29 protein-coding genes, 2 tRNA genes and 1 pseudogene are annotated in these 25050 nt (G+C 44.2%); 12 read left to right on the forward strand and 20 right to left on the reverse strand.

Going from position 1 to position 25050, the window contains the following annotated elements; translation table 11 throughout:
• Nucleotides 1-10: 10 nt before the first annotated feature.
• The 8 genes from BMZ72_RS07835 to BMZ72_RS07870 form a co-directional block, all read right to left on the reverse strand.
• Nucleotides 11-523 (reverse strand): methylated-DNA--[protein]-cysteine S-methyltransferase, encoded by a 513-nt coding sequence (locus tag BMZ72_RS07835; RefSeq protein WP_089806842.1) that lies wholly within the window; start codon nt 521-523, stop codon nt 11-13.
• Between the two features lie 44 nt (nt 524-567).
• Nucleotides 568-960, reverse strand: coding sequence for a winged helix-turn-helix transcriptional regulator (locus BMZ72_RS07840; protein ID WP_218155212.1), 393 nt, complete (start codon nt 958-960; stop codon nt 568-570).
• A 231-nt stretch (nt 961-1191) separates the two neighbouring features.
• Nucleotides 1192-1671, reverse strand: a complete 480-nt coding sequence (locus BMZ72_RS07845; protein WP_089806846.1) for a cupin domain-containing protein — start codon at nt 1669-1671, stop codon at nt 1192-1194.
• Nucleotides 1672-1860: 189 nt separating this feature from the next.
• On the reverse strand, nt 1861-2583 hold the full coding sequence (locus tag BMZ72_RS07850; RefSeq protein ID WP_089806848.1) for a LytR/AlgR family response regulator transcription factor: 723 nt from the start codon (nt 2581-2583) through the stop codon (nt 1861-1863).
• 13 nt (nt 2584-2596) lie between these two features.
• Nucleotides 2597-3652 carry a sensor histidine kinase gene (locus BMZ72_RS07855; protein ID WP_089806850.1) on the reverse strand — a complete coding sequence of 352 codons (1056 nt, stop codon included), beginning with the start codon at nt 3650-3652 and terminating at the stop codon, nt 2597-2599.
• A 220-nt stretch (nt 3653-3872) separates the two neighbouring features.
• A tRNA-Arg gene (locus BMZ72_RS07860) sits at nt 3873-3946 on the reverse strand.
• Between the two features lie 113 nt (nt 3947-4059).
• Entirely contained in the window at nt 4060-4902 is an 843-nt protein-coding gene (locus tag BMZ72_RS07865) for a sialate O-acetylesterase (RefSeq protein WP_089806852.1), read from the reverse strand.
• A 33-nt stretch (nt 4903-4935) separates the two neighbouring features.
• Nucleotides 4936-5490 carry a TetR/AcrR family transcriptional regulator gene (locus BMZ72_RS07870; RefSeq protein WP_089806854.1) on the reverse strand — a complete coding sequence of 185 codons (555 nt, stop codon included), beginning with the start codon at nt 5488-5490 and terminating at the stop codon, nt 4936-4938.
• Nucleotides 5491-5597: 107 nt separating this feature from the next.
• On the opposite strand from BMZ72_RS07870, the gene BMZ72_RS07875 reads away from it, so the two are divergent.
• Both BMZ72_RS07875 and BMZ72_RS07880 read left to right on the forward strand, forming a co-directional pair.
• The gene (locus BMZ72_RS07875) at nt 5598-5987 is read left to right on the forward strand and encodes a helix-turn-helix domain-containing protein (protein WP_089806856.1); all 390 of its coding nucleotides are present in this window, start codon (nt 5598-5600) and stop codon (nt 5985-5987) included.
• Between the two features lie 86 nt (nt 5988-6073).
• Nucleotides 6074-6856, forward strand: a complete 783-nt coding sequence (locus BMZ72_RS07880) for an SDR family NAD(P)-dependent oxidoreductase (RefSeq protein WP_089806858.1) — start codon at nt 6074-6076, stop codon at nt 6854-6856.
• A 100-nt stretch (nt 6857-6956) separates the two neighbouring features.
• Here BMZ72_RS07880 and BMZ72_RS07885 read toward each other — a convergent pair whose 3' ends face one another.
• From BMZ72_RS07885 to BMZ72_RS07930, 11 genes and pseudogenes are all read right to left on the reverse strand, one after another.
• Nucleotides 6957-7511: a dihydrofolate reductase family protein gene (locus tag BMZ72_RS07885; RefSeq protein ID WP_089807303.1), complete on the reverse strand. Its 555-nt coding sequence runs from the start codon at nt 7509-7511 to the stop codon at nt 6957-6959.
• Between the two features lie 124 nt (nt 7512-7635).
• Nucleotides 7636-8112 (reverse strand): nuclear transport factor 2 family protein, encoded by a 477-nt coding sequence (locus tag BMZ72_RS07890; protein ID WP_089806860.1) that lies wholly within the window; start codon nt 8110-8112, stop codon nt 7636-7638.
• A 37-nt stretch (nt 8113-8149) separates the two neighbouring features.
• Nucleotides 8150-11287 (reverse strand): c-type cytochrome biogenesis protein CcsB, encoded by a 3138-nt coding sequence (gene ccsB / locus BMZ72_RS07895; RefSeq protein WP_089806862.1) that lies wholly within the window; start codon nt 11285-11287, stop codon nt 8150-8152.
• Between the two features lie 215 nt (nt 11288-11502).
• Complete coding sequence (locus tag BMZ72_RS07900) at nt 11503-11913, reverse strand: cytochrome C (RefSeq protein ID WP_089806864.1); 411 nt, start codon at nt 11911-11913, stop codon at nt 11503-11505.
• 4 nt (nt 11914-11917) lie between these two features.
• Nucleotides 11918-12175, reverse strand: coding sequence for a hypothetical protein (locus BMZ72_RS07905; protein WP_089806866.1), 258 nt, complete (start codon nt 12173-12175; stop codon nt 11918-11920).
• 7 nt (nt 12176-12182) lie between these two features.
• Nucleotides 12183-12755, reverse strand: a complete 573-nt coding sequence (locus BMZ72_RS37155) for a c-type cytochrome (RefSeq protein WP_410492754.1) — start codon at nt 12753-12755, stop codon at nt 12183-12185.
• Nucleotides 12734-13181: pseudogene (locus BMZ72_RS37160) on the reverse strand (cbb3-type cytochrome c oxidase subunit II); the annotation flags it as partial. The pseudogene BMZ72_RS37160 and the gene BMZ72_RS37155, both read right to left, overlap by 22 nt.
• Nucleotides 13182-13186: 5 nt before the next feature.
• Nucleotides 13187-15148 carry a cbb3-type cytochrome c oxidase subunit I gene (locus tag BMZ72_RS07915; RefSeq protein ID WP_255373136.1) on the reverse strand — a complete coding sequence of 654 codons (1962 nt, stop codon included), beginning with the start codon at nt 15146-15148 and terminating at the stop codon, nt 13187-13189.
• Nucleotides 15149-15322: 174 nt separating this feature from the next.
• On the reverse strand, nt 15323-15649 hold the full coding sequence (locus tag BMZ72_RS07920) for a DUF3817 domain-containing protein (protein ID WP_089806872.1): 327 nt from the start codon (nt 15647-15649) through the stop codon (nt 15323-15325).
• 9 nt (nt 15650-15658) lie between these two features.
• Nucleotides 15659-16081 carry a hypothetical protein gene (locus tag BMZ72_RS07925; protein WP_255373137.1) on the reverse strand — a complete coding sequence of 141 codons (423 nt, stop codon included), beginning with the start codon at nt 16079-16081 and terminating at the stop codon, nt 15659-15661.
• Nucleotides 16082-16235: 154 nt separating this feature from the next.
• Nucleotides 16236-17297, reverse strand: coding sequence for a GlxA family transcriptional regulator (locus tag BMZ72_RS07930; RefSeq protein ID WP_089806876.1), 1062 nt, complete (start codon nt 17295-17297; stop codon nt 16236-16238).
• 308 nt (nt 17298-17605) lie between these two features.
• Between BMZ72_RS07930 and BMZ72_RS07935 the strand changes: the two genes are divergently transcribed.
• The 4 genes from BMZ72_RS07935 to BMZ72_RS07950 all read left to right on the forward strand — a co-directional run bounded on the left by BMZ72_RS07935 (nt 17606) and on the right by BMZ72_RS07950 (nt 20839).
• Nucleotides 17606-18325, forward strand: a complete 720-nt coding sequence (locus BMZ72_RS07935; protein ID WP_089806878.1) for a hypothetical protein — start codon at nt 17606-17608, stop codon at nt 18323-18325.
• 133 nt (nt 18326-18458) lie between these two features.
• Nucleotides 18459-19316, forward strand: coding sequence for an AraC family transcriptional regulator (locus tag BMZ72_RS07940; protein ID WP_089806881.1), 858 nt, complete (start codon nt 18459-18461; stop codon nt 19314-19316).
• A gap of 83 nt (nt 19317-19399) precedes the next feature.
• Complete coding sequence (locus tag BMZ72_RS07945) at nt 19400-20200, forward strand: inositol monophosphatase family protein (RefSeq protein WP_089806883.1); 801 nt, start codon at nt 19400-19402, stop codon at nt 20198-20200.
• A gap of 12 nt (nt 20201-20212) precedes the next feature.
• Complete coding sequence (locus tag BMZ72_RS07950) at nt 20213-20839, forward strand: NAD(P)-dependent oxidoreductase (protein ID WP_089806885.1); 627 nt, start codon at nt 20213-20215, stop codon at nt 20837-20839.
• 99 nt (nt 20840-20938) lie between these two features.
• Here the strand turns inward: BMZ72_RS07950 and BMZ72_RS07955 are convergent.
• Nucleotides 20939-21012, reverse strand: a tRNA-Arg gene (locus tag BMZ72_RS07955).
• A gap of 146 nt (nt 21013-21158) precedes the next feature.
• On the opposite strand from BMZ72_RS07955, the gene BMZ72_RS07960 reads away from it, so the two are divergent.
• The 6 genes from BMZ72_RS07960 to BMZ72_RS07985 all read left to right on the forward strand — a co-directional run bounded on the left by BMZ72_RS07960 (nt 21159) and on the right by BMZ72_RS07985 (nt 25046).
• Nucleotides 21159-21632: a 23S rRNA (pseudouridine(1915)-N(3))-methyltransferase RlmH gene (locus BMZ72_RS07960; RefSeq protein ID WP_089806887.1), complete on the forward strand. Its 474-nt coding sequence runs from the start codon at nt 21159-21161 to the stop codon at nt 21630-21632.
• Nucleotides 21633-21678: 46 nt separating this feature from the next.
• A complete protein-coding gene (locus BMZ72_RS07965) occupies nt 21679-22290 on the forward strand; it encodes a rhomboid family intramembrane serine protease (RefSeq protein WP_089806889.1) in 612 nt (203 codons plus the stop codon).
• A gap of 84 nt (nt 22291-22374) precedes the next feature.
• The gene (locus BMZ72_RS07970; RefSeq protein ID WP_089806891.1) at nt 22375-23229 is read left to right on the forward strand and encodes an STAS domain-containing protein; all 855 of its coding nucleotides are present in this window, start codon (nt 22375-22377) and stop codon (nt 23227-23229) included.
• Nucleotides 23230-23242: 13 nt separating this feature from the next.
• Entirely contained in the window at nt 23243-23626 is a 384-nt protein-coding gene (locus BMZ72_RS07975) for an STAS domain-containing protein (RefSeq protein WP_089806893.1), read from the forward strand.
• A complete protein-coding gene (locus BMZ72_RS07980; RefSeq protein ID WP_089806895.1) occupies nt 23623-24036 on the forward strand; it encodes an anti-sigma regulatory factor in 414 nt (137 codons plus the stop codon). Before BMZ72_RS07975 ends, BMZ72_RS07980 begins: the two co-directional genes overlap by 4 nt.
• Nucleotides 24021-25046: an ATP-binding SpoIIE family protein phosphatase gene (locus BMZ72_RS07985; RefSeq protein ID WP_089806897.1), complete on the forward strand. Its 1026-nt coding sequence runs from the start codon at nt 24021-24023 to the stop codon at nt 25044-25046. Before BMZ72_RS07980 ends, BMZ72_RS07985 begins: the two co-directional genes overlap by 16 nt.
• Nucleotides 25047-25050 lie beyond the last annotated feature (4 nt).

Raw genomic sequence — 25050 nt, forward strand, 5'->3', positions numbered from 1 at the left:
GTCATATAGATCAGAAAAGAGTGGGCATTTTGTGAGCATTTTCAAGGTCAAGCAGGATAGATTTATTTTCCAGTCCACCTGCAAAGCCTACCAGCTTCCCGGATGCTCCTACCACCCTGTGGCAGGGAACGATGATAGATATCGGATTCTTATTTAAAGCACCGCCAACCGCGCGAACGGTCTTTATATCTCCGAGCAGGCGGGCAAGTTCTCCATATGTTTTTGTTACGCCATACGGTATTTGCAGCAGTGCTTCCCAAACCCTGACCTGAAAGGGCGTTCCCTTAAAATCAAGCGGTACGTCAAAGACGATTCGCTGCTTTGCAAAATATTCCTTTAACTGCTCCTCAGCCTGCAACAATATCGGTGCATTGTCATCTTTCACTGGAGAAGATAGCTTTGTTCTTTTGTAATCCTCTCCTTCCCATAATATCGCCGCAAGACCGGTCTCACTGGCGATCATCCTGATTGCACCGACGGGCGATGACATATCCTTATATACAAGTTGTTTATGCGCTTCCATCTTATTGTAATTATGCCAATATTCTTATATACAGATTATCTTACCTAATTCCTGATCCTCATTCTGAGCTGTTGCATCGCCTTGCCTTTGCTGTTCTTAAACGCTGCTACCTCCATCTTGGGATTGACAACTGCTGTTTGATACTTTTCACTCCAGTCAGCCAATTGCAATAACAACGGCACCAGATCGACACCCTTTTGCGTTGGATAATACAAAAACTTCGACTTATTAACCGGTGATACTTCCTTGACAATAAAACCATTTTCAACCAGGTCCTCCAGTCTGTCAGCAAGAATAGTCCTTGCTATTTTTTCATCCGACAGCAGAAACTCACCAAAAGAGTTGATCTCAAAGAATAACAGATCCCGCATGATCAGCAGACTCCACTTATCTCCCAACACGTCCAGCGTACAACTAATAGGACAGTCCGATCTCATGGTAGTCGCTTTCATATCTCATCATTCTTTATAGTAGAATAAAACATTAAATCAATATTGCAAAGTTACAAAAAAGCAGTATCAAATCGATACTACTTTAACAACTTCATCTTATCAAACAAAAAAGCCTCCCCTATTTATATAGGAGAGGCTATTCAACTTGCTTTGGGGTTCGTGAATGAAAAGGCCTTCAAAAAATGCTGTGATGTGGTGATCGGTATAGCAGACGCTTCAGACCAACTTTACGCCGTATTGGTTATTGAGACGGTTGATCAAATGCATGAGAAAATCGGCAGGGGGAACTTCGGCGGGAGCTTTTACAACAGGCACAGTGGCAGAAGCAGTGCTAAATTCCATGAAATAACCCCAGAAGCTTCCGGGGGTAAGCAGTGTAATAAAATGCAATTGGCTACTGGTGATCGTGAATTCGTGTGCAATCATGCGGGGCGCAAAAATAGCTTCTCCTGGTCCCGCGGTGTGCATCTTATTGCCAATACGAAAGTTGACGGTACCATCCAGTATGTAAAATGTCTCATCTTCATGCTCATGCAGATGAGAAGGCGGTTCAGCGCCCTGCGGCAACACCATTTCCAGCAAAGCAAAGCTTCCGTCCGTCTGTTCAGGAGAAACCAGGGTTTTAAAATATCCGCCATTATATGCACGATATACAGTGGCAGCCGTTACAGGCTCAATGGAGTTTGTGTCGTTCATACGATTTAATTTATCCGGTTTGGGGTTCAATACAAGTTGATGATTGTTATCAACTGTTAAGTCGGCAGCAAACTTCGCAACCTAAATCGGTAAACGCAAACTGTGTCGATAGACAACAGTTTGTATCGATAAACAACACATTTAAATAGCCTAACAACATTAAATTATTTAACAAAGAAGAGATAGAAATTATAATCTGAGGCGCTGCTGGCAATCCGCTTTATAATGCCGGCCGATAGGAAATTCTTTACCCATCACCTTTACATAACTGGCATTATAACTTTCAATTTTACTGACCGGCACTATAAAGGACCGGTGAATTCTCATAAAACCGTCTATAGGAAGCAACTTTTCAATTACGCTGATCTTTTGCTTTGCAGACAGTACCTGGTCTTTCAATACCACCTTCACATAATCCTTAAAGCTTTCAATCCAGATAATATCGTTCGTATCAATCTTTACTACCCTACGATCGATACGCAGGTAGAGATAATGAGGTGATGGATCAACCGGAGACGCTTCTGTAACACTACGCTCCTCCAATACCGGTCCTTTAAATACGTTGACAACCTTCCCTATTGCCTTAAAGAAACGTTCAAACGGAATAGGCTTTAGTAAATAATCGACTGCATTCAAATCAAAACCATCAATTGCAAATTCCTGGTAAGCCGTTGTGAAAATAACCTTCGGCGGACTAGGCAGACTTTTAATAAAATCAATCCCATTGATACCGGGCATTTTAACATCCAGAAAAACCAGGTCTACCGGCTCCGACTGCATAACGCGAAAAGCCTGTAAGGCCGAATGGCAACAGGCGATCACCTCCAGTTCTGTGAACTCAGCAGCATATTGCTGAATAATCGCTATCGCATGTGGTTCATCATCGATGATAAGTGTTTTGATCTTCATCATGGTCGCTTATGCACTAGTCAGTTAATTCAATTTCCAGTATTGAAATAAAACAGTCTTCTTCATCGTACGCCTGCAGTGTATGGCGTCCGGGATATAACAGTTCAAGCCGTTTACGCACATTGGCCAGTCCGATTTTTGAATAATGTATAGCAGATTTCTCCGGGGTTGTTTCAGGCTTACTGTTCGACACATTAAAAGTAAGCTTATCTCCTTTTGTTTTCAGTTCAATATTAATCCAGGGATACTCCTCCGTCTCACTCACCCCATGCTTAAACGCATTTTCTACCAGTGGCAGTAGCAATAATGGCGCAATTTGCTGTACACCTTCGTCCAGGTGCATATTAACATTAAGCTCCAGCCGGGATTCATACCTGATCTTCTCCAATGCAATATAACTGTTCAGTATTTCAATATCTTTTCTCAATGAAACAAATGCCGTATTACATTCATATAGCATATAACGAAGGATACTTGATAAACCCAATATCACCGCAGGTGTTTGTGCAGATTGAGCTAACGACAACGCGTAAAGATTATTTAGCGTATTAAACAGAAAATGCGGGTGTATCTGACTTTTAAGAAAATTTAACTCCGCCTGGGTGGCAGTCTCCCGCTTCTCATACCACATTTTGATGAACTTGATCGAAACCCCTATCCAGACGACTGAATTACTGCCAATAAACGCAGACGCAATGTCCGCAGGCTGAAAAAGCTTTTCTACAAACGCCCCCTGCACAACAGGCCATTTGAAATCATTCGCCGGATCATTACTGACAGAAAGAAAAAATGGATCTACGAAAAGAATATCCGCAGCGCGGAACAACAAGGTCGCAAGGACCGTACAGACCACACAGGCAATAAATAAGCGGACAAACTGCTGTCGGAAAAAATATCGGGGAATAATATAGTAGGACAATCCATAGAAATAAAACGCATGCACCGGAACCACCATAAGCACTGCTGGCAGCGCAATCAGGTAATGTCCATGCAGCTGAGCACCAAATATCAGAGTGATCAATGCAATGTTGACAATCCAAAAAAGTAAATGCCGGAGATATGTAGCCTTCATTACCTGGAATATTACAGTCAAATATATGCATCCGCCGATATTTTACACGCTTTGTCGATCAACGACCCGTCAGGGTCGACAAATAACATAGCTTATCTATTTTGATTTACTGTTTTTCTGTTCCTCGCGCCGGGGATCGGCGGCACTATCTTTATCAGCAACCATGATGGGCTAAATAACAAAGAGGATAACCACCTGTTGGTAATTACCCTCTTTTCTGTGACCTCGTCTGGATTCAAACCAGAAACCTTCTGATCCGTAGTCAGATGCTCTATTCAGTTGAGCTACGAAGCCATTCCCGTTTCGGGATTGCAAATGTGCGAAAAAAAATCAAACTTCCAAAAAGAGTTTTACTTTTTTGTATAAAAATATCTCATAAATGTGTGACAATCTCGCACGGTTGAACATCATTGCATATTCCCCAATTCACTTTGAAACTCCTCCACACCTATCTTCCCGGTCGCAAAGCGATGCTCCAGCTGAAAGAGTCGCTCTTTCTGCGTATGTGCCCTGTTATAAATATCCGCCAGCAACTGATGCTCTTCTGCCCAAGGTTTTGTAACAGACTGTCGCATGCGAAACGCCTGATAGTACCTCACACCCAGTATACGTAAAGATGCAGCATTAAAATGCAGCCCGTCCGGATTACCTGTTAACCCTTCAGCAGTGGCAAAATAACAATGCGCCTGTGTCTGTGCATAATGTAACAAAGCCTCATTAATAAGCGGATAAGCACCAAAATACTTTCCATAAATACCACTGGTCAGAAAATCTCCCAGGCCACCAATAATAAGCGGAACATCCCCTGCATGTAACTCCTGTCGCAAAGTATCCATCAGCACCTGTAGCTTACGTTCATATTCTGCTGCCTTTTCAGGAAAACAATCACTTTCTCCCTGGTGCCATAGTATACCCGTTAAGGTGCTGCTACGTTGTGACAGCCTGGCCTGTGCAAGGGCATGGTCAAACAGCGGACCACCAACCGCCCAGTCATCCAGACTGGTACCGCCATCTGCACAAGGGATAAAACCAATCTCCGCATCAGGATGATCCATCCGCCATGCAGCGCCAAAACTCCCTGCCAAACCTATTCCGGCACTGGAGCGGTCGTTATGGATAGGCTCTGCCATTAGCTGCCATCGCCCATTCCGGAGTACTTTTATACCCTCATTGATAATAGAAGGAACCTCATGACTATATCCACGTCCAGCCATATTCGACTGTCCTATCAGTAAAAAAGAAGCGATCATTTGTGTTAATATATTATTGGTGATATGCAGGTGCTACTCCATACCAATACTTCTGCGGAAGGAATACCACGCTAGTTTTTTAATATCATTTTGTGCAATATCTCCCGACTGGTACGCCTGCACCGTGACTGAAATCATCTGGATAAACAGAAGCCTTATCCAGGTTGCATTGACATGTTCACTGATCAGCTGCCGACGCTGTAATGCAGGGATCAGCTGAAACCAGTTATCCCGGGTAGTTTCATAAGAAGGGTTTTGCCGGGAATAGCCTGCTTTGTCTTCATCCGGATGACTTAATAACTTATGCAGGAAGACATATCGCACACCACAGTCTATACCGGCATACAGCATCCTCTCCAGTTGTATCAATGGATCCTGGGTACTATCACAAGCCTGTAACATGGCTGTTTGCCAGGTTTGCATCATATCTTCCCGACAGGCGTCTATCAGATCGCCCCGGTCTGTAAAGTACCGGTGTAAGGTCCGGCGGCTTAAACCGGTCTTTTCTGCAATCCTGTCCAGCGGAGCAGAAAAGTCTTCATTTAAGACAGTAATGGTTGCATCAATTATCTTTTGCCGCGTATCCATGACGCAAAAATAGGAATAATGTCACAATAATGTGACATTTTAGTATAAAAAGTCCGGATGCTGTACTTTACATCATGTTATAAGTACCACTAAACGAGGCTTTATCTATGATTCAATCAAACACAGATATTCCCAAAAGACCCGAACAGATCAAAGAACAGTACTGTCTTTTGATAGATCGCCACTTAAATGACCTTGTCAACGGACTGGCCGAAGAGATGTTTGAAATTGAAGATTTTGCCCGTTTAATGTTTATTCATCCGACACATCTGAGTAACACCATAAAAACAATAACCGGCACTTCTCCCTGTGGAATATATCAGGTAAAAATATTGGAGGTAGCAAAAAAGTTATTGTCAGATTCTTCACTTCCGGTCCGTGATACAGCCCTGCTATTAACATTCGAGCCCTCACAGTTTACGAAATGGTTTAAACGGCTCGCCGGGTGTACGCCTCAGCAATACAGAAAACAGTTGAAACTAAATACTGACAAATAAATACTGAAATCAAGACCATTTTGCCCCGGTTTCCTGCAATAGCTTTGTCATAACAATAAAGAATCATCATCTGAAATTGACTTTTTATGGAGCTGACAAAAACTCGGGTACTTATTACAGGCGGTAGTGAGGGAATTGGTTATGGCCTTGCAACACTATTCAGGAAGGCAGGTAGCGAAGTGCTTATCACTGGTCGTAACGCACAAAAACTTGAAAAGGCTGCAACAGCGCTTCCCGGACTCAAAACCTTCGTCAACGACATAGGCGACCCCGCACAAAGAGAAATGCTGGCCGCTCATATAAAAACAACAATGCCCGGTATCAATATAGTAATTAACAATGCCGGTATTCAGCGAAGAATTGCGTTGGCACAGGAAACCGCCGACTGGCATACGCGGCAGCAGGAGATCGATATTCTTCTTTCAGGACCTGTGCACCTCAATCACCTGTTGATCCCTCTCCTGCTGGCACATGGAAATCCCAGCCTGATAATCAACGTTACTTCTGGAGGAGCATATATCCCACAGATCTTTGCCCCGGTCTATAGTGCCTGTAAAGCCGCATTACATAGCTATACGATGAGCCTGCGTCACTCGCTCAAAGGTACCTCCTGCAACGTAGTTGAATTAATTCCACCAGCCGTCCGGACAACGCTAACAGATCCGGCCAGCGCACATGGTACAACAACTGAAACATTCTGCAGCGCCGTCTTTCCAAAATTGATAGCAGAAGGAACAACTACTGTAGGTTTCGGACCAACAGCGCAATTAATACCTGAACTCTCCGGACAACCAGTCAATGACCTCTTTGAAGCCCGTTCTTCCGGATTTCCTGTAACAACCTACGCGGACAGTCCATTCCAGGATTAATCACAACCAAAGGAATGAAACAATGCTTTCGTGCATACAGTTAGCAACCATGGTCCTATCAAGGACGCCTCCAGCAGCGCTGACTAAATTGTGCTATAAGTTATCTTGTAAAATGAAGTGCAACAGTTCCTGATCCAAGGTTTGTGGACGAAACAAGATTTAACTGCAATTGCGCTTGCAGATGGGTAAGATCAAGCAATCTTCTCCCTTCTCCGGCAATGACCGGATGAATCACGAAATAATACTCATCAACGAGATCCTGTGCGATCAGCTGGGAAGGCAGATCCACACCACCCAGCGCAATCCGTTTGTCTGACTCCTGCTTCAGCTTACGTATTTCATCTCCAGGATTCGCCCGAACGATCCTCGTTTTGGGATCGTCAACGTGTGTCAATGATCGTGAGACAACAACCCTGTCAATAGCATCAAAAGTCTGTGCAAAATCATTCATCGATCTTGTTCCCCCCGACTGACTTTTTGCAATATCCGGCCAGAAGGGCACCATTAATTCATAAGTTTTACGACCATAAAAAAGCAGGTCCATCCCCTTCAGTAGCTCCGTAAAATAGTCATGTACTTCTTCATTACTGTTTCCTTTGGTATGGTCAACACAGCCATCCAATGTCATATTGATTGAAAAGATCACTTTTCCCATTTGATTGCTTTTTATGAAATTAGCAATTTTATCACTTCGAAACATGCTCCGGGCACTTCCATTCTTCAACAAATACAACTAGATAAAAAGGGGATAACTACCTTGGTAATTATCCCCCTGTAAACTACTTTACCCAGAGATGAAAGACTTTCGAAATAATCTTCCACTCACCATCTTTATACATCAAAGAGAGATAGTCGGTGGAATTTTCTGTAGGCGATACGCCTTCCAGTTCAACAAGTACCATAGCGGTGTTAGCAGTCTTATGCATGATACTGATGTACGATGTAATGCCAGCAGCCGGACCATGTTTCGCAGCGAAGTCATACAGGTTATCGACACTTCCTTCCAAAGTACCCACTCCCATGAATCCATACATGATCGCATCCTTGTGAAAGGCCTTTTTCAATTTCGCTACATCTCCCAGACGCAGCCCTTCTACATATCCGTCTATGACTGCCGTAATCGCCTTATAATCGGCAATCTCGTTCGGATTCTTATTTGGCGCCGCAAGCTGTTGTGCAGACGTCTTACCATTTCGGTTTTGTGCAAATGATGCCGTACCAGCAAGGCACAATGCCATGATGAAAAGTTTTCTCATGCTGTTTATTTTTAATTGTAAATATTGATTTAGCGTTTTAAGCGGACTTATCTTGCTGCATCCTCCCCAGGATATTATTTAAACGCTTATACCTGAACAAAGCCGCCAGCGATACAAGCGATACAGTCGCCAACGATATATAGATCCAGGCAGGTATAGGCATCGGATCACCTTTGGCATAGGAATGCAAACCTGACAGATAGTAGTTTACACCAAAGTAGGTCATGATCACGGTGGAGAATGATACTACCGACAGAAAATTGAACAGGAATTTACTTTGCATACCCGGTATAAGTCTCACATGCAGCACAAATGCATATACTATAACGGATATGAAGGCCCAGGTTTCCTTGGGATCCCAACTCCAGTAACGCCCCCAGCTTTCGTTAGCCCACATCCCCCCTAAAAAGGTGCCACAGGTAAGCATAAATATGCCGATGATCATTGACAGCTCATTGACAACAGTAAGCTCCCGTAATGACTTTTCCATAAAGGATCGCCTTGCAGGATTATTGATTACATGCAGCAGTAATACAAACATACCCAGTAATGCGCTGAGTCCCAGAAAACCATAACTGGCAGTAATGATAGCCACATGGATCATCAGCCAGTAAGATTTCAGAACGGGTACCAGCGGCGTGATCTGTGGATTCATCTGAGCGCCGCCATGGGCAAAACCCATTAAAATAACAGCAATCAATGCGCCCGCAGCAGGAATATAGGAGTTACCATTACGATATAAAAGCAATCCCGACACAAGACCGATAAGACTGATAAACATGACAGCTTCATAGCCATTGCTCCAGGGTGCATGACCCGAAATATACCATCTGACAATAAGACCAGCTGTTTGCAGTAAGGCTGCCAGCACTAATAGTGCTATCAGCATCCGGATCAGATATTGCAACACCTTATTGCGCTTAAACATGGCAGCAAACGAAGCGAACAACAGCACGCTTCCAGCTATAGCATACAGTAACATCAGTTTAAAAAACAGATTCCATGAGTTAAATCTGACCTCCCAGTTCAGTTTTGCCTGTGAAGGCATTACCTCAGCACCCGCAGAACGTTGTAAAGCCTTGAGCGTTTGTAACGCCTGGTCAGCCTTCTCCCAGTTACCATCTCTCCGCGCATGCTGAACCGCCTGGAAATAGCGCATGACTAATTCTTCATCCCTGTTCTGCGGCACTTGCATCAGACTAACAGATGTCCAGGTATTATTACTATCTCCGCGAACAGGCAATACTCGCAGATACATCCCGTTTAATAACATCTGCACCACCTGCATCTTATCGTTCAACTCAATGACTTCCTTATCGTAATTATCCTGATCAGCAGCCCTTCTGGCGAATGCACTGTTATACTCCTGTTCCAGTAAAAAATGTGCATCACCTGCAGTATCAATCGTCAACAGATGCATAATAGTTGTCAGGCCTTCCACATTTGCCTTTGTGTGACTCAACAGTGCCTTTCCGCCCCTGTCACTTACCTTTATCAGCGGCACATTTAACCATTCAGCAGGATTAGTCGTCACTGCCAGTAAAAATTGATTGGCATCAAATGTATAATAACTGTCATGACGGTAAAGCTTCCTGAGGATCTCCAGCGCCAGGGTATTCGCCGGCTCTATCCTGCCCTCAATATTCTGAACCGGTAGATCTCCAAAAGAAGTAGCATGCGCCTTATCCGGTACATGCTCCGGTACCTGCTGTGCATAACCAGAGCTTCCGCATAACAGACCAATACCCAATACGATCAATACTTTCTTTAAAGTAGTCCGCAACTGTTGCCCTAAAAGATGAAACCTCGTCCCTCGCCAGAACAGGGTAAAGAACATACCCGCAAATAACATTACATAACCAATATAGGTCAGGCTCGTACCCGTAACATCGTGATTCACGGATAATATCGTCCCTTTCTCATCAGTATCATAACTGCTTTGAAAGAAACGGAAGCCGCCATGATCCAGCGTATGATTCATGTAGATATTATAAGGTATCAGACTACCAGCATCATTGACCGTGACCTGCGACGAAAAGGAAGAAGGCGCATTACTCCCAGGGTACTTTCCAAGTACAAATTTGTCCAGATGAATAAAGAATGGCGTATAATAATACCGGGATCCATATCCTATATCAATCTTCATATCCTGCAACATAAGGCTTGCCTGAAAACCTGTATATCCCCTGCCGCCATAAAATGAAACGGTATCACGCCCTTCCCTGCTGGCAATCTCCATCACTGTCAGATCAGGATCTGACGCATTCTTTTTCAGATCTCCTTCATAATATACAATTCTGCCTTCCCGCGGCATTTCTGGCACAACCATCAATAAGCCCGTACTAAAGTTATATAGCGCGCGTAACTGAAACGTGTCTCTGCCTTCAACCATTCTGACGGAATCAGTCTGCCCTGTCGCCATCACACGATAACGTGCGGCCAGTGCAGAATGAATGTATAAACGTCCGCTGTCCATACTTATAGCTACACCGTCAGGCACAGACCTTCCAAATCCAACTTCCACTCCCTGTAAAGACCGGGTCTCACCGGCTGGTATATAAATATTTCTGCGGATACCGTCTTCTATCGTAACGAGGTGCAAAATCATTGATGCATCGTTAACCGGCATTACAGAGTCCTGCGCTCTCGGAATAAAATGCAGCATACGCATCGTAATTGCTTCCCCGTAAAAGTCATACGCCGCTTCAAAAGGACGCCGGAACAACTTAAAGAAGCCTGGGATATTAGCAGGCAGGAACGCGGCCTTTGCCAGTGGATATTCCTTTATCTGATTTCCCCTGGATATCTGCACCTTGAAAAAGGTCGCTTCGGAGATGACCTTATTCTCCAGCTCACCCTCCCGGATATGCATTGTTCCCTCAAAACTCAGATAACGGGTAATCGCTCCACCCAGGAATAGGAATAAAAAGGCAATATGAAAAACAAGCAACGGCCACTTCGTTATTCTATACAGTTTATATCGTACAATATTGCCCAAAAAGTTACTCACCAGCAAGAACATCACCAACTCAAACCACCAGGAATTATATACGAGTTCCTTTGCAGTTGGTGTACCATAATCGTTCTCAATGAAGGTTGCCCATGCCATTGCAAAAGCAGATACGATCAGCAACAAACCCATCGTCCTCGTCGAAAAAAAGACTTTCTTTAACATACGCTATTTCTAAAACCTCAAATAAAACTATATACACCGCTGACCTATCTACGTTCTTCAGAGAATATGCAATACTCTTCGACCCATGTAGCCGGATGTATATAAAATAGCACCAGGCAGGAGAACCTGCCCGGTTTCGGGCTGAGTCATTCAATGTATCTAATCAAGCTTAGACCATGTTTTAACTATAATTCACATAACTATCCTGTCGTTCTTTACACAAGCTTTATTGAAACAGAAGTGATCAGATAATAGATGGCCCAGCCACTAAAGCTGATGATCAGCACATATATCCAGAAAGGGATGCTTTGCGGCGTTTCACTTCCCGTTATAATAAAAGATTGCTGATCCCCTTTTCCATAAGCATTTATCATCAGCGGTACTATACCATCAACAACAGCATTCTCTTTAATCCCCTCAACAGCCACCGCCGGACCGTTCCGTACTTCAAAAGGTATCAGCCTTATGCCTTCCTTACCAGCAGGATCTTTACTCACAATTTTCAGCGTATGCATGCCGTCTGGCAGTTTATTGGTGTCCAGTTTAAACTGAACAGGCGTCTGTAACTGTGCTGCCGGTGTTTGATCATCATCGATGAAGATGACGACAGTACTATGATCTTTCATAGGATCAATGATTTATGATACTTGTTTTAATATGATTTTCCATAGACTCATCCGGACGGATCAGCCATTTCACAGAGTAAAACAAGGTTAGTAATACAAACGCCACCGTCACTGCAATGATCACATAGTCCCACTGACTGTCAGGTCCTGTACCATGGGTGATACCCCGTAATAATTTCGGCTGCTGCTTTTCACATGCCGGACATGCCATTGCTGCGTAAGTGGAGAACAGCAACAGTATAAAGAGATAAGTTCTTTTCATATGCGTGTTATTGTTTTTTTACCTTTTCCATGATCACTTTCACCTGTTCTTCGGTCACTTTGCGGCTGTTATTTCCCCACGAACTTCTTTCATGGTTCATGATAGCCGCCACTTCACCGGGAGTCAATTTATTCAGTGTACCAACAGCCGGCATTTCTCCAAAGCCTTCCTGCATCCTGCCGGTATAACCATTCATAATGATATCCACCATTAACTCCGGATCATCATTTAAAACGATTTTACTCCCTTTTAAAGGAGGGAAAGCGCCTTTCAGTCCTTCACCATTAGGCTGATGGCAACTCTGACAATTATTGGCATATAATTCCGCACCATTGAGTACAGGAGAAGCCCCATCACCGGCAGCCGCAGGTTGCTCACGTTTATAGAGAAACAGCGGACTCTTTTCTCCCGGCAGCTTCACCTGTTTTAATGATTGCAGATAGGCGACCAGTTGCAGGGCCTCCCTGGAAGCCACTACTTTCTGATGTGTTGACGCAAGAAAGGCTTCTGGCACATTGACGACCACATCCCCTTCCTGCACTGAATCCTTTATCTCGAACAACCAGGTGTAAGCTGGCATGATCGACTGCTCAACAACCGTCCTCGGATTAAAAAGGTGTACAAGATGCCAGTCCCGCGAAGGCTGACGATTCCCCACATTCGTAAGATCAGGTCCGGTACGTTCAGTTCCCATCAACGTAGCGGTATTATGTAGAAGGTCTGTACGATGATTGTCAGCATAGTCAGCAGCAATACCTGGCCGGTCACCCCATATCTTGTCCATTTCTACATTACGTACCTGCTGCGTATGACATGCCACACATCCGTTGGCAACAAACAAAGCCTTTCCTTTTACTGCGTCTTCGCTAAGCACCGGTGCTTCTGGTAACGGCGCATTATTCTTTTCATTGGAAATAGCAGGTAATATGGCCACTCCCAGCGTGAGTACTAAAAACAATCCCAATGCAGTGCTGTATAATGTCTTATGATTATCGAACAGTTCCATAGCGTTTATTGATTCGGAGATGAAATGGAGCCCTTTAAATACTGCTCACTTAATTTTTTCAAAGCAGCTTCTTTGATATCAGGGATTGTAGTTGCCAGCAACATCTTATACATGTTGTAGGCAAATACGATGTGGGCTGTCCACATCAGGCTGCCGCCTATTGCACGCCATAACCAGTACGGCGCCATAAATACCACACTATCTATAAATGGTTTACCCGATTGCCACATGATCCCCCTGTAGGTAGCGCCATACATCAATGGGACGGTATAGAATAACAACCCGATCAGCGCTAACCAGAAATGAATGCCGACAGTGATCTGCGGCGGTTCTTTGCCTGTTAACCGCGGTACAACCGTATAAATAGCGGCCCATAACAAAAACGTGATGATACCATACATCGTAATATGCGAATGCGCTACCGTAAAGTCCGTAAAATGCCAGATCAGATTCGTGTAACGGAATGCCTCAGCAGTACCCTGCATAGAGCCGGTAAAGTAAAACACCAGGCCCACCAGGAAGAAAGGAAGCGTATAACTGCCGGCCAGCTTATGCCAACCGTTACGGAAAGTCATAAAAAAGTTGGTACTTCCTGATGTTACCGGAATCAGCATACCCACGCTGCCAACGATTGCGACTGTCTGCAACCACCAGGGAATAGAACTGAATACGAAGTGGTGCGTACCAATTACGGTATAGAAAAAGATCTGCGACCAGAAAGCCAGTATACCCAGGCTATAGGAATAGATAGGCCGGTTAAGTTGCTGTGGCAGGAAGTAATAAGTAACACCCAATACAAAGAGCATAAACCACATCCCCACTCCCTGATGCATATAATACCCCTGTACGATCGTCTCTCCGAGACCATCCTGCCAGAAAGGCAAGTACGCTACCAATACAATGACAATAGCAAATATGACTGCTGAAACAATATACCAGTTAGATATATAGATCTCTTTGGATTTCCTGCTGGCAATAGTCTGAAGAAAGTTCCTGAGTGTAATACACAACCCGGCTGCAAACAATGCCATCACCGGCCAGACATATTCCCTGTACTCTCCTCCCGCATTATTAATACCAGCCATCAGCGTAATAGTACCCGATACAACGGCAGCGTTGACAAGTACAAGGGTATACCATCCTTTTTTCAGACTGGCAATAGGCATATTGCTGACCCTGGGAACAATATAATAACCCAGCCCCAGCATGGCCAGTGATGCCCAACCCCAGAAAACAGCATTGGTATGCACCGGCCGTAATCTGCCAAAACTCAACCAACTTAAATGGTCTACGTCAGGACTGATGAATTTTATACCGACATACTCCCCTACTGTTGTACCAAACAAAAGCCAGAAAGTCGCAGTACCCAGGAACCAAAGCACCAGCTTCGCCAGCGCAGGATCAATAGGCGGACGTGCCACGGCAACTTTTTTGCGCGTGATAAAATTGATGTCAGGCGCATTGCTGATATCACTTAGCAAACCTTTATTATCATCCGCCGCCTGCGTTCCTGCCAGTTCATCATCATTCAATGAATAATCGAGTGCTATTTTACGTTGCGACAATGCATGCAATGTCTCTGTATCATTCATCTCATCCAGATAAGATGCCAGTTGACCAGACTCCTCCTGATGCACCTTACGGCGATAATGACCAATCACTCTTCTCAGTTTGAAGATCATCAGGGCGATACCCACCAGCACCGGTATCAATATCAGGATGATAGTGATCAGAATGCCTGTCTGATTCATTAATTTAGTGGGCTTGAGATCCTGCGCACCTGCAGACAAACTGCACCCCAGCCCGATTAATACCAGCACTTTTATTTTGGTCTGTTGTTTAACCTTCAGCAATGTTTCAAGTTGATGCCTGTTCAATTGTGGGATGTGCACAGTAATACTTTCATCCTGCGCCTGCCGGCGTCTTACCTGCCGTAACCTGATCACATGTTGCAACCGGTACTTCATATACAATGCTAATTGCAGTATTACCGCGAGAAGTAATAAACAGCATGTCCATAAACCGGCTGTGGAATTCATCGCAAAAAAAGCCTTTCCCTTTGTCTGCGCCGCTGCATAATATATGCTGACTATTAACACCGCTACCGTCAGCATGATTCGCTTTAACCAATGTTGTTTCATTTATTTATCTTTTGACGCTGCCTCCGCTTCTTTTTTTAGGATGTGTTTGTCAACGTAAAATGTTGCAAAAGGAATGATACAGGAGATTAAAATCTTAAAAGTTGTTTTTGTGAAGCTCCATTGTCGCTCCACCCCGGCACTTAGGGTCAGCACAATAAACAAGAGAAACAATATACCATGTACCGGTCCGATGACGCGGACCAGCAACGGATTACCAGCCCAATATTTCAGCGGAACAGCAATACCGGCTAATACCAGTAAGGATATGCCCTCCATATAACTAACAAGCCGGAGACGGCCCAATGATGTTTTAAATAAAGATTCCATAACGGCTGTTTAAATGTGAAAAAATCTCAGCCAGGGTCGCTGCGCAAGTGGAGAGAACGGCCACGGGATAGCAATTAACAGGACGCCTAATGCCATCAGAAACCATTTTAATAGTAGCTTATACTTCTCCTGATCACCTGTTACTCTTTTTGCCTTTGCCGATCCGATAGTGATCAGAACAATCGCAAGGATCATAAGCGCTATATGCACGTATTTGAAAAAAGTATACTCAGGAAAGGATGCCACCTGGATACCGGTGACCTTCATATTTACCAGCGGACTTAGAACATAAATCGTCATGCCGATCACAAGCTGAATATGGGAAATGGTTGTTGTCCAGTGGCGGATAGCATTCACTTTTTCAGTAAAAAGCCTCCTTTGAGTGACGCCGCGCCAGGCAGTGTAAATGGCATAGCAAAGACTTCCTAACATCAGCCACCGGAGTAGCGAATGCAGTATTAAGAAAACGAAATACATGTATTGAGATTTTATTTTAGAAACAATCTAAAAGGCTAAGGGAATCCTGCACGCACAGGTATCCGTGCGCATCAATAACAAGCGATGCTTGCCGCCGATAAATTATAGCTTAAGCTGAGTATTCAAGTTGCAACGCCTCATGGTCATCGGCATCTTTCAGTGAAGTGCGAAAAGCACGGCGATAATCTGAAGGTGTAATCGCAAGTTGTCGCAGAAATATGCGTCGCATGGTCACCAGGTTACCAAACCCACATTGCTCAACGATCCTCTCCAGCAGCATATCTGTATCCTCAAGATACACACGTGCTTTCTCTACACGGAGCTTCTCAATAAATTTCGCCGGAGGCATACCCGTATGCTTTTGTAACACCCGCGTCAGATTCCGGACGCTCATATTGAAGTTCTCAGCGATCTTATTGAGATCAACCGGCTCATGAAGCCGCTCATTCAGCCAGACCTTCAGCTTTTGTCCGATATTGGTATTGTCATAAACAGGCAGCAGATTACCAAATTGCGCCTGCACACCCGGCCTCCTCAGATAAAATACCAGCTGTCGTGCCACCCTTACAGCGATCTCCTTCCCATAATCCTCTTCCACCAGTGCCAGTGAGAGATCTATTCCCGAAGACACCCCCGCAGAGGTATACACATAGCCATCCTGGATAAAGAACGCATTCCCATGAACATCTATTGACGGATACTGCGCTTTTAATTTCTCCGTAACCTCCCAGTGTGTAGTCGCCTTACGCCCATTCAGCAGACCAGCCTTTGCCAACGCAAACGTACCGGCACACACCGACCCGATACGACGGGTGTTTTGTTCATTGATACCCGATAACCACTCATAAAATGGTCCGAACTCATCAAGGGCCAGCTGACAATAATCATCCCCCGCAATGATCAGGGTGTCGATCGGCGTCTGTATATCCATGGCACAGTATTGACAATTGACCTCAATACCGGCGGAAGTGGTCACTTTCTTATCATAGGTGGGCGCTACTACCTTTACCTCATACCCATTATTGGCGCCCATAACCTGTAAAAATCTGTCAGCATTGGTAAATACATCCGAAGGCCCGGTAAAATCGAGCAGCATATGCCTGGTCATCGCCACGATCACTATCAGTTTCCGCTGCCCTGCTGCGTTTCCTTTGTCTTTACTAACGTCCATGATGCAAAATTAGGTATGGGATCAGTTGTCTCAAAGGACATTAATTATACATTTTGAGACATGGAGGAAGATGGGGATATACCGCGAAAATGGAAGACCACTAATCAAAAAAATCGAATCAAACCAGCAATCCAACTGAAACATCCGTAAACAATAAGCCACGCTTCCGGTTATACTATGGAAAAAAAGTATTACCGTGAAGGGTAACGTTTATCCCAATAACGAAAATGGGGTGTAACAGTATCTTCAAAAACATTAAACTTAATCTTAATTCATTAACTGACACCTAACACCAAAACTTATCCACTATGGAAAAATTTTCAGTATTGCTATGCCTGACGGCATTTATCTGCCTTATCATTGGATTGATTAAACCATCTGCATTTAAGGGGCTCTTTAAAGCAAAGACCTCCAGGAAAACAGTCTCGCTCACATTTGCCGGAATAATGCTCGCTTCCTTTATTCTATTTGCCATTGTAGTTAAGCCCTTAACAGCGGAAGAGAAGGCAAAGGCGAAACTCGAAGATGCCGCGAAAAACACGGATAAACCAGCAGTGACCGAGACAGCTGCGCCAGCTAAGCCCCAGGAGGCCGAACAATCACCAGAAGAAAAGATTAAGACAGTCATCAGGGAAGAACTAAAAGGCGAGAACAATAATGACAAACCATACTTACGGGATATCAATGTAGCAATGGAAAACCAGGCTGCAGCTGTTACCATAAATTTTAATGCCAATGACAATCTTACGACGAATATGATACGGAGCGGCATCAAAAGTAAGATGAGCGATTTATACCTCAAATTATACAAAAGCAACCTGCCGATCAAATCGGTATCAGTCTGTGCATATATGCCAATGTCAGATAAATATGGCAACCAAAGCGACGATATCGTGTATACCTCGATTTTAGAAAGCGAAGAAGCTGCAAAGGTGAACTGGAGTGCAGAAGATTATGCAATTAAAAGCACCGTCCTGCCAAACGTTTGGACAACGCTATTCCTACACCCTGCCTTAAAGTCGGAATAAAAAGGGGAATAACAGGACTTGTTAATATATTTGAAGCACTTTATTGATATCGTGTTAATTTTAACTTGCACGATATCAATAAAGTGCTTCAAATATATTGACCAGCAGGTCATATCAACGCTGATTATTTACTTTGAAAGAACAACAGGAACATATCAGGCAATTCAAGCTCGCCGCGGATACAGCTACAGGTGTCCTGATTGCCCCCATGCACGAAGGCATTACAGCCGGACATAACATCACCGATATACACCGGGATGATCATTATAGCCTGATGTTTGCCTTCAAGGGCAATTACCATTTCAGGATAGATTTCGAAGACGTTATGCTGAAAGGCCCATTTGTTTTAAAGATCGCCTCCGGCCAGGTGCATCAACTCATTGAAGTCAGTGATCAAAGCGGGTGGGTACTGGCTATAGAAGAGTTCATACTGGAACCCGAATTACAACACTATCTGCTGACGGGATTATCCCGTCCTTTATTGCTAAAAGATTCACATGATCTGCTAACCCGGATTCAAACGATTATGGAACTGGCGTTTGATCTGCAAAGTCATTCCCCTGATGTGTTTACCCACAAATCAATATTATTCCTGATCAACTCACTCTTCTGCCTGCTGATATCAACGTCTGAGAATAAGGAAGTACCGGATACAAAAGAAACCAGAGGACATATCATCGAACAGGACTTCCTCCAGCTGCTAAAAAAACATTATAAAGATTGGAAAAAACCCGGACAATACGCATCAGCACTATCTGTTAGTACCTCACATCTGAATGATATCCTGAGGGCGACAACAGGACTTTCCACGTCGACGCATATTCAACAGCACAATATATTAGAAGCTAAACGGCTGCTGTACTTTACCGATCTGGAAGTTCGGGAAATCGCCTTTAAACTCGGTTATGATGATGGCGTCTACTTTGGAAAGCTATTCAAAAAAGTCACTCAAACTACCTGTTTAGCGTTCCGAAAGCAATTCCGCGATTAAGACTATCATTTCCCGCTTTTGGCCTATTCTACGCAGTAAACGGACGATAGTTTTGCAACACAATAATTACTAAAATCAAGGTGATGCAAAACGAAATCAATACAACACTGATTATAGATGCCGTCAAACAAATTGGCAAACAGTTTCTCGATAGTTATAAAAAGAAAGAGATCCCCACAACCAAAGAAGCCTTTCTTGTACAGCTCGAAGAGATTGAAACAACCTGTTTCAACTTCTTAAAACCACTTATAAATCAGCATTACCCCGATATTCCCTGGGTAGCCGACGATGAATTTGATCCGGACGCCCAACTACAACCTGCGGATTACGGGCAATACTGGCTTTGTGATACCATGGATGGCGCAGTACAATATATCCAGCATTTGCCAGGCTGGACCATCAACCTGGTACTTATACGCAATGGACAGCCATACTTTGCTGTGGTGTACGATCCGGTTGCCGACGAAGTTTTTTCCGCCAAACAAACGGAAGGCGCCTATCTAAACGGATCACGGATCAAAGCCGGACTAAAAGCAGATACCGATGTCATGGTGGCGGTTTTTGAATACGGCCACCAGGCTAAAAAAACAGCCAACTTCGAACAGAAAATAGCTGGTTCTGTAGCGCACCTTATCAAAAACTTTGGCGTGGTCAGAAACTACGGTCCTCATGCCTTACAGTTAGCTTACGTAGGCGCAGGCAGGATTGACTTATTCCTGCAGGAAGATCTGGATACGCATAACTGGCTGGCAGGAATCCTTATTGCGCAGGAAGCCGGAGCAGAGGTGCTGACCTCAGACGGACAGCCCTGGATTTGGGGAACTGACAACCTCCTGGTTGCCGGAAAAGAAATCGCAGCGTTGTATTTAACGTCTTTAACTTAATATAAGAAAGAAATGAAGATTGCAATTATAGGTGCCGGTGCCGGGATCGGCTTAGTGACAGTCATGCAGGCTTTACAAAAAGGACATACAGTGATCGCACTATCAACCAACTTTACAGCAATGCCGGATCATCCATTGCTGACCATCATAAAAGGTAGTGCCACCGTTGCAGCAGATGTAAAAAAAGCCATGGTAGATGCCGATGCTGTGTTGATAACAGTCGGTACTAAAAATAAAAAAGCGACCCATTTATTCTCAGATATTGCACGGACTGTTGTTCAACTAACAAATGAATTGAATCTTTCCGCACCAGTGATCACCATTACCGGGTTTGGTGCAGGAGAAAGTAAAAATCACCTTAGCTTCTTTATGAAAGCTATTATTACGCTTTTCTTAAAAGATCAGTACATCAATAAAACGCTGATGGAAGAAATTTTTGCATCCAGCAAGGTCAAATGGGAGATCGTCAGACCCGGAATGCTTACTAACGGTGCTTTGACAGGATCGTACAAGGCATTACCTGAACTTAAAAAAGGAATGAAGGTTGGAAAGATTTCCAGGGAAGATGTCGCTCATTTTCTGATAGAGGAAGCTGAAAAACAACAGTATTTAGGCAGGTATGTGGCACTTTCTTATTAGTAACTGCGGTGATGCATGGTTACACGTATCTGAAATAAATTACAGGAAGGAATTGGTAAAAAGAAAAAAGGGGAACTACTTAAGTAGTTCCCCTCTCTGTGACCTCGTCTGGATTCAAACCAGAAACCTTCTGATCCGTAGTCAGATGCTCTATTCAGTTGAGCTACGAAGCCATTCCCGTTGTTGGGATTGCAAAGGTAAGAATATTTTCATATCCACCAAATATTTGAAATATTTTTTTTGTTTGATTCATAACATACAGGTTACGTACATTTACCACCCGTCTTTCAGGACGGTTAGATGATCAAATATTTGTACAGTGAAAATACAACTCTGGAGCATAGGAAAAGAGAATGACCCATATATAAAGGACGGTATCGCCATCTTTCAAAAGCGGCTGCAACACTATGTCGACTTTGAACTAAAGCTGATCCCTACTGTGAAACAGGCGGCCAGCCTCTCCGTGCCCGAACTGAAAAAACAGGAAGGTAAAATGATACTGGATATGCTGCAACCGCAGGATTACCTCGTAGCATTAGATGAATACGGGAAAATGCAGACGACCATGCAACTGGCAGACTTCATTCAACAACGGGCCAATGCCGCTACACGACAGGTGATATTCCTGATCGGCGGGGCTTTCGGACTGGATACTGCCGTCCTGGAAAGAGCACAGCTCAAATTGTCCCTGTCCCCCCTCACCTTCCCCCACCAGCTGGTGAGACTGATCATGACCGAACAACTCTACCGGGCTTATACAGTCATTAACCGGGAGAAATATCATCATCAGTAAAAATTCAGTATAATTACATTCTCATCAATTAAATTACCCGTTTCGAATGGAATTGACACTTAGCATATCAATTATTGTCATCACCTGTATTATCTCATTTACCTCTTTCGAAAATGAAAGACGTAAGGACGACCTTATTATGTGGCCATACCTGGTCAAAGAAAAAAAACAGTTCTACCGCTTTATCACTTCGGGTCTCATACATGAGAATTTCATGCATCTCGGCTTCAATATGTTTACGCTCTATTTCTTTGGTAGCTTTATTGAACGTATGTTTGAACAGATTTTTCATAGTAAGATCTACTATTTATTATTCTACGTATTGGCTCTGGTACTTTCCGATATTCCTACTTACCTTAAACATAAAGACAATCCGGATTACCGGACCTTGGGTGCTTCCGGCGCTGTCTCCGCTGTAGTATTTGCAGCTATTCTCTTCAATCCATGGGCAACCATATACGTATTTGTGATCCCTATGCCCTCTATCGTTTATGGTGTTGTTTATCTCGGCTATACGATTTATATGTCCCGCCAGGAAGGTACTGGTATTAATCACGACGCTCACCTCTGGGGCGCTGTATTCGGAATTCTGTTCCCTTTGATCTTTGAACCAAGGATCGGACAACTGTTCCTCTACCAACTGACACACCACTTCTAATAGCGGCTTCTTCCTTTTCCGGTTTGCTTTTTGCTTGGTGTATGCTGGACAATATGCGCCATCAAAGCTAAACAAGCCACACATATGAAGCTAGACACAGCTAAAATTTTACAGAAAAGGAAAAAACAGATTCTCGAATTGTGGATGAAGAACCAATTAGTGGATTTTTCTCTACGGGAGGACCTTATGTCGAACGATGAACTGACAGTGCAGTCTGAAGAACTTGTAGACGTATTACTACAGACTTTAAGTGGCAACAATCTGGAAGATCTACAGGCTTCTTCGTTGGAAGCGGTGCATGAAGTACTGGAGGGCATTTCGATCTCACGAGCCAAACAGGGTTATTCTCCAAGGGAAACTGGTATGTTTGTTTTCAGCCTGAAAGATGCATTATTGTCTATCCTGGCACAGGAAATCAAAAATGATCCTGTCCAGCTCCTGGATGAAAGTTTGAAAGTCAGCAAACTTATTGACAGCCTGGGCATCATTACCTTTGAAACATTTATTAAAGGAAGAGAGGAAGTGATTCTACGTCAGACCGACGAGATAACCGAAATCTCCACCCCTGTTATCCGCGTGTGGGATGGTATCGTTGCAATGCCTATCATTGGCACCCTCGACAGTTCCCGTACCCAGGTGGTAATGGAAAACCTGCTCCAGGAAATTGTAGATACATCCAGCAGCATCGCGATCCTCGACATCTCCGGTGTTCCTGCTGTTGACTCCCTGGTAGCTCAGCACCTTATCAAGACCGTCAGCGCCACCCGCCTCATGGGAGCTGAATGTATTATCAGTGGTATCCGTCCTGAAATAGCGCAGACAGTCGTTCACCTCGGTATCGACCTGTCTGGTATAGTGACCAAAGCTTCGCTCGCAAGTGCCCTCAGGCATGCGTATGCGCTCTTGCAACTGGAAGTGAAAAAAGTAGTAGCAAAGTAAAAGTTATTTGTTGATGGATAAAATACCTATCCTTAAAATTGGGCATTTCCTGATGGTTGCCATACAGGTCGATCTGTATGACCGCCTTGCGCTGAATCTCGAAGCTGATCTCGTACAGGCTGTCAGCAAGACCGGCGCCAGAGGAGTGTTAATAGATATATCTGCTGTTTCCATTGTAGACTCCTTTATGGGTAGAATACTCGGAAACATCGCAGGCATGAGTAAAGTTCTGGATGCAGATACTGTAATTGTTGGTATGCAGCCCGCCGTGGCTATTACGCTGGTAGAACTGGGCCTTCCGCTAAAAGGAGTCCAGACAGCACTGAACGTAGAGAAGGGCATGGAATTATTACAACAAAAACTGCAGATCACCGGAGAAGAAGAATCTGAGGAATGATAGTACTATCCAGCGACAACATGCGCATACTGAAAGAGTTGGATATGGTGGTTTTCAGAAACAGACTGAAGGAATTTGCCGTTAAAATAGGCATGGGCCTTGTCAATCAGACTAAACTGATCACAGCAGCCAGCGAACTTTCCAGAAATATGCTCCGGTACGCCGGAGGAGGTACTGTCCTTATCGAAATAGTCAACGGTCCACAACGTCAGAACGGTGTCCGCGTCACTTTCTCAGATAACGGTCCCGGTATTCCCAATATAGAGCAAGCCATGAAAGATGGGTTTTCCACCGGCAAAAGTCTGGGACTCGGACTGCCGGGTGCTAAACGCCTCGTGAGCGATTTTGATATTAAAAGTACGGTGGGTAAAGGAACTACCATTACAATTATTAAATGGAAGAATGGATAACTGGACGGCATATCAGCTTTAATATTGAGGACAGAAGTTATCTGGCCAATCTGAAGCGTGAAGTGCACCGTCTTTCTATACAATGTGGACTGAATGAGAAAAAAGTGGCGGAGGTCGATATCGTCGTAGCCGAAATCGGTTCCAACATTATCAAACATGCAGGAGGTGGCGAAGTGCTTGTCATGCTGACAGACCAGCCACAGCCTGCCATTGAAATTATTGGGATCGATGCCGGCCCGGGCATCAATGACCTTGCGAGAATGATGCAGGACGGCATCTCCACTGTTAATACACTTGGCCAGGGTTTGGGCGCTATCAAAAGACTTTCAGACTTCTCACAGGTTTATTCGGTAAAAGGCTGGGGAACTGTACTGCTGGCAAGATTCTATATAAAACCGCCCGAACAGTACCCTCCCAAACCTGGCCCCGAGCTCAGAACATTACTGCTCCCAAAACCAGGAGAAAGGGCATGCGGGGACGGTTATTTCATCAATGCAGACAAAACTGGCATACGATTGTTCCTCGGTGATGGACTCGGTCACGGACCGGAAGCTCATAAAGCTGTTACGGCTGCCATCGGTTCCTTCAGGTATTGTATGCTGAGCGATTTAAGCGAAGTAATGAGACAAGTTAATGAGGATGTGAAACGTACTCGCGGACTGGTAGGTAGTATGGCCGTTTATAATCACAGACTGAGAAACTGGCGGCTCTGTGGTGTTGGAAACATACACATGCGTATGTGGACTGCGGCTGAATCCAAAACCTATCTCCCGTATAATGGTATCATCGGTCATAATCTGCCCCGTACTATCAATGAACAGGAAGTAGAACACGCTCCCGGCAAGGAACAGATACTTATTATGTGCTCTGATGGTATCAAAACAAGGTGGGAAATGACGCGCTACCCCGGCATATTCAGATACGATATGTCCATACTCGCCGCTGCCATCTACAAGGACAACGCACGTAAGACAGATGATATGTCAGTAGTAATTGTTAAAGTAAAATAACGGC

Origin of the sequence: Chitinophaga sp. YR627, from assembly GCF_900114995.1 — a bacterium.
GTDB lineage: Bacteria > Bacteroidota > Bacteroidia > Chitinophagales > Chitinophagaceae > Chitinophaga.

Excerpts from the sequence above, each read along its gene's own strand:
- BMZ72_RS07835 (WP_089806842.1), bottom strand. The coding sequence starts at position 523 with ATGGAAGCGCATAAACAACTTGTATATAAGGATATGTCATCGCCCGTC.
- BMZ72_RS07840 (WP_218155212.1), bottom strand. The coding sequence starts at position 960 with ATGAGATCGGACTGTCCTATTAGTTGTACGCTGGACGTGTTGGGAGAT.
- BMZ72_RS07845 (WP_089806846.1), bottom strand. The coding sequence starts at position 1,671 with ATGAACGACACAAACTCCATTGAGCCTGTAACGGCTGCCACTGTATAT.
- BMZ72_RS07850 (WP_089806848.1), bottom strand. The coding sequence starts at position 2,583 with ATGATGAAGATCAAAACACTTATCATCGATGATGAACCACATGCGATA.
- BMZ72_RS07855 (WP_089806850.1), bottom strand. The coding sequence starts at position 3,652 with ATGAAGGCTACATATCTCCGGCATTTACTTTTTTGGATTGTCAACATT.
- BMZ72_RS07865 (WP_089806852.1), bottom strand. The coding sequence starts at position 4,902 with ATGATCGCTTCTTTTTTACTGATAGGACAGTCGAATATGGCTGGACGT.
- BMZ72_RS07870 (WP_089806854.1), bottom strand. The coding sequence starts at position 5,490 with ATGGATACGCGGCAAAAGATAATTGATGCAACCATTACTGTCTTAAAT.
- BMZ72_RS07875 (WP_089806856.1), top strand. The coding sequence starts at position 5,598 with ATGATTCAATCAAACACAGATATTCCCAAAAGACCCGAACAGATCAAA.
- BMZ72_RS07880 (WP_089806858.1), top strand. The coding sequence starts at position 6,074 with ATGGAGCTGACAAAAACTCGGGTACTTATTACAGGCGGTAGTGAGGGA.
- BMZ72_RS07885 (WP_089807303.1), bottom strand. The coding sequence starts at position 7,511 with ATGGGAAAAGTGATCTTTTCAATCAATATGACATTGGATGGCTGTGTT.
- BMZ72_RS07890 (WP_089806860.1), bottom strand. The coding sequence starts at position 8,112 with ATGAGAAAACTTTTCATCATGGCATTGTGCCTTGCTGGTACGGCATCA.
- ccsB (WP_089806862.1), bottom strand. The coding sequence starts at position 11,287 with ATGTTAAAGAAAGTCTTTTTTTCGACGAGGACGATGGGTTTGTTGCTG.
- BMZ72_RS07900 (WP_089806864.1), bottom strand. The coding sequence starts at position 11,913 with ATGAAAGATCATAGTACTGTCGTCATCTTCATCGATGATGATCAAACA.
- BMZ72_RS07905 (WP_089806866.1), bottom strand. The coding sequence starts at position 12,175 with ATGAAAAGAACTTATCTCTTTATACTGTTGCTGTTCTCCACTTACGCA.
- BMZ72_RS37155 (WP_410492754.1), bottom strand. The coding sequence starts at position 12,755 with ATGCCAGCTTACACCTGGTTGTTCGAGATAAAGGATTCAGTGCAGGAA.
- BMZ72_RS07915 (WP_255373136.1), bottom strand. The coding sequence starts at position 15,148 with ATGAAGTACCGGTTGCAACATGTGATCAGGTTACGGCAGGTAAGACGC.
- BMZ72_RS07920 (WP_089806872.1), bottom strand. The coding sequence starts at position 15,649 with ATGGAATCTTTATTTAAAACATCATTGGGCCGTCTCCGGCTTGTTAGT.
- BMZ72_RS07925 (WP_255373137.1), bottom strand. The coding sequence starts at position 16,081 with ATGTTAGGAAGTCTTTGCTATGCCATTTACACTGCCTGGCGCGGCGTC.
- BMZ72_RS07930 (WP_089806876.1), bottom strand. The coding sequence starts at position 17,297 with ATGGACGTTAGTAAAGACAAAGGAAACGCAGCAGGGCAGCGGAAACTG.
- BMZ72_RS07935 (WP_089806878.1), top strand. The coding sequence starts at position 17,606 with ATGGAAAAATTTTCAGTATTGCTATGCCTGACGGCATTTATCTGCCTT.
- BMZ72_RS07945 (WP_089806883.1), top strand. The coding sequence starts at position 19,400 with ATGCAAAACGAAATCAATACAACACTGATTATAGATGCCGTCAAACAA.
- BMZ72_RS07950 (WP_089806885.1), top strand. The coding sequence starts at position 20,213 with ATGAAGATTGCAATTATAGGTGCCGGTGCCGGGATCGGCTTAGTGACA.
- BMZ72_RS07965 (WP_089806889.1), top strand. The coding sequence starts at position 21,679 with ATGGAATTGACACTTAGCATATCAATTATTGTCATCACCTGTATTATC.
- BMZ72_RS07970 (WP_089806891.1), top strand. The coding sequence starts at position 22,375 with ATGAAGCTAGACACAGCTAAAATTTTACAGAAAAGGAAAAAACAGATT.
- BMZ72_RS07975 (WP_089806893.1), top strand. The coding sequence starts at position 23,243 with ATGGATAAAATACCTATCCTTAAAATTGGGCATTTCCTGATGGTTGCC.
- BMZ72_RS07980 (WP_089806895.1), top strand. The coding sequence starts at position 23,623 with ATGATAGTACTATCCAGCGACAACATGCGCATACTGAAAGAGTTGGAT.
- BMZ72_RS07985 (WP_089806897.1), top strand. The coding sequence starts at position 24,021 with ATGGAAGAATGGATAACTGGACGGCATATCAGCTTTAATATTGAGGAC.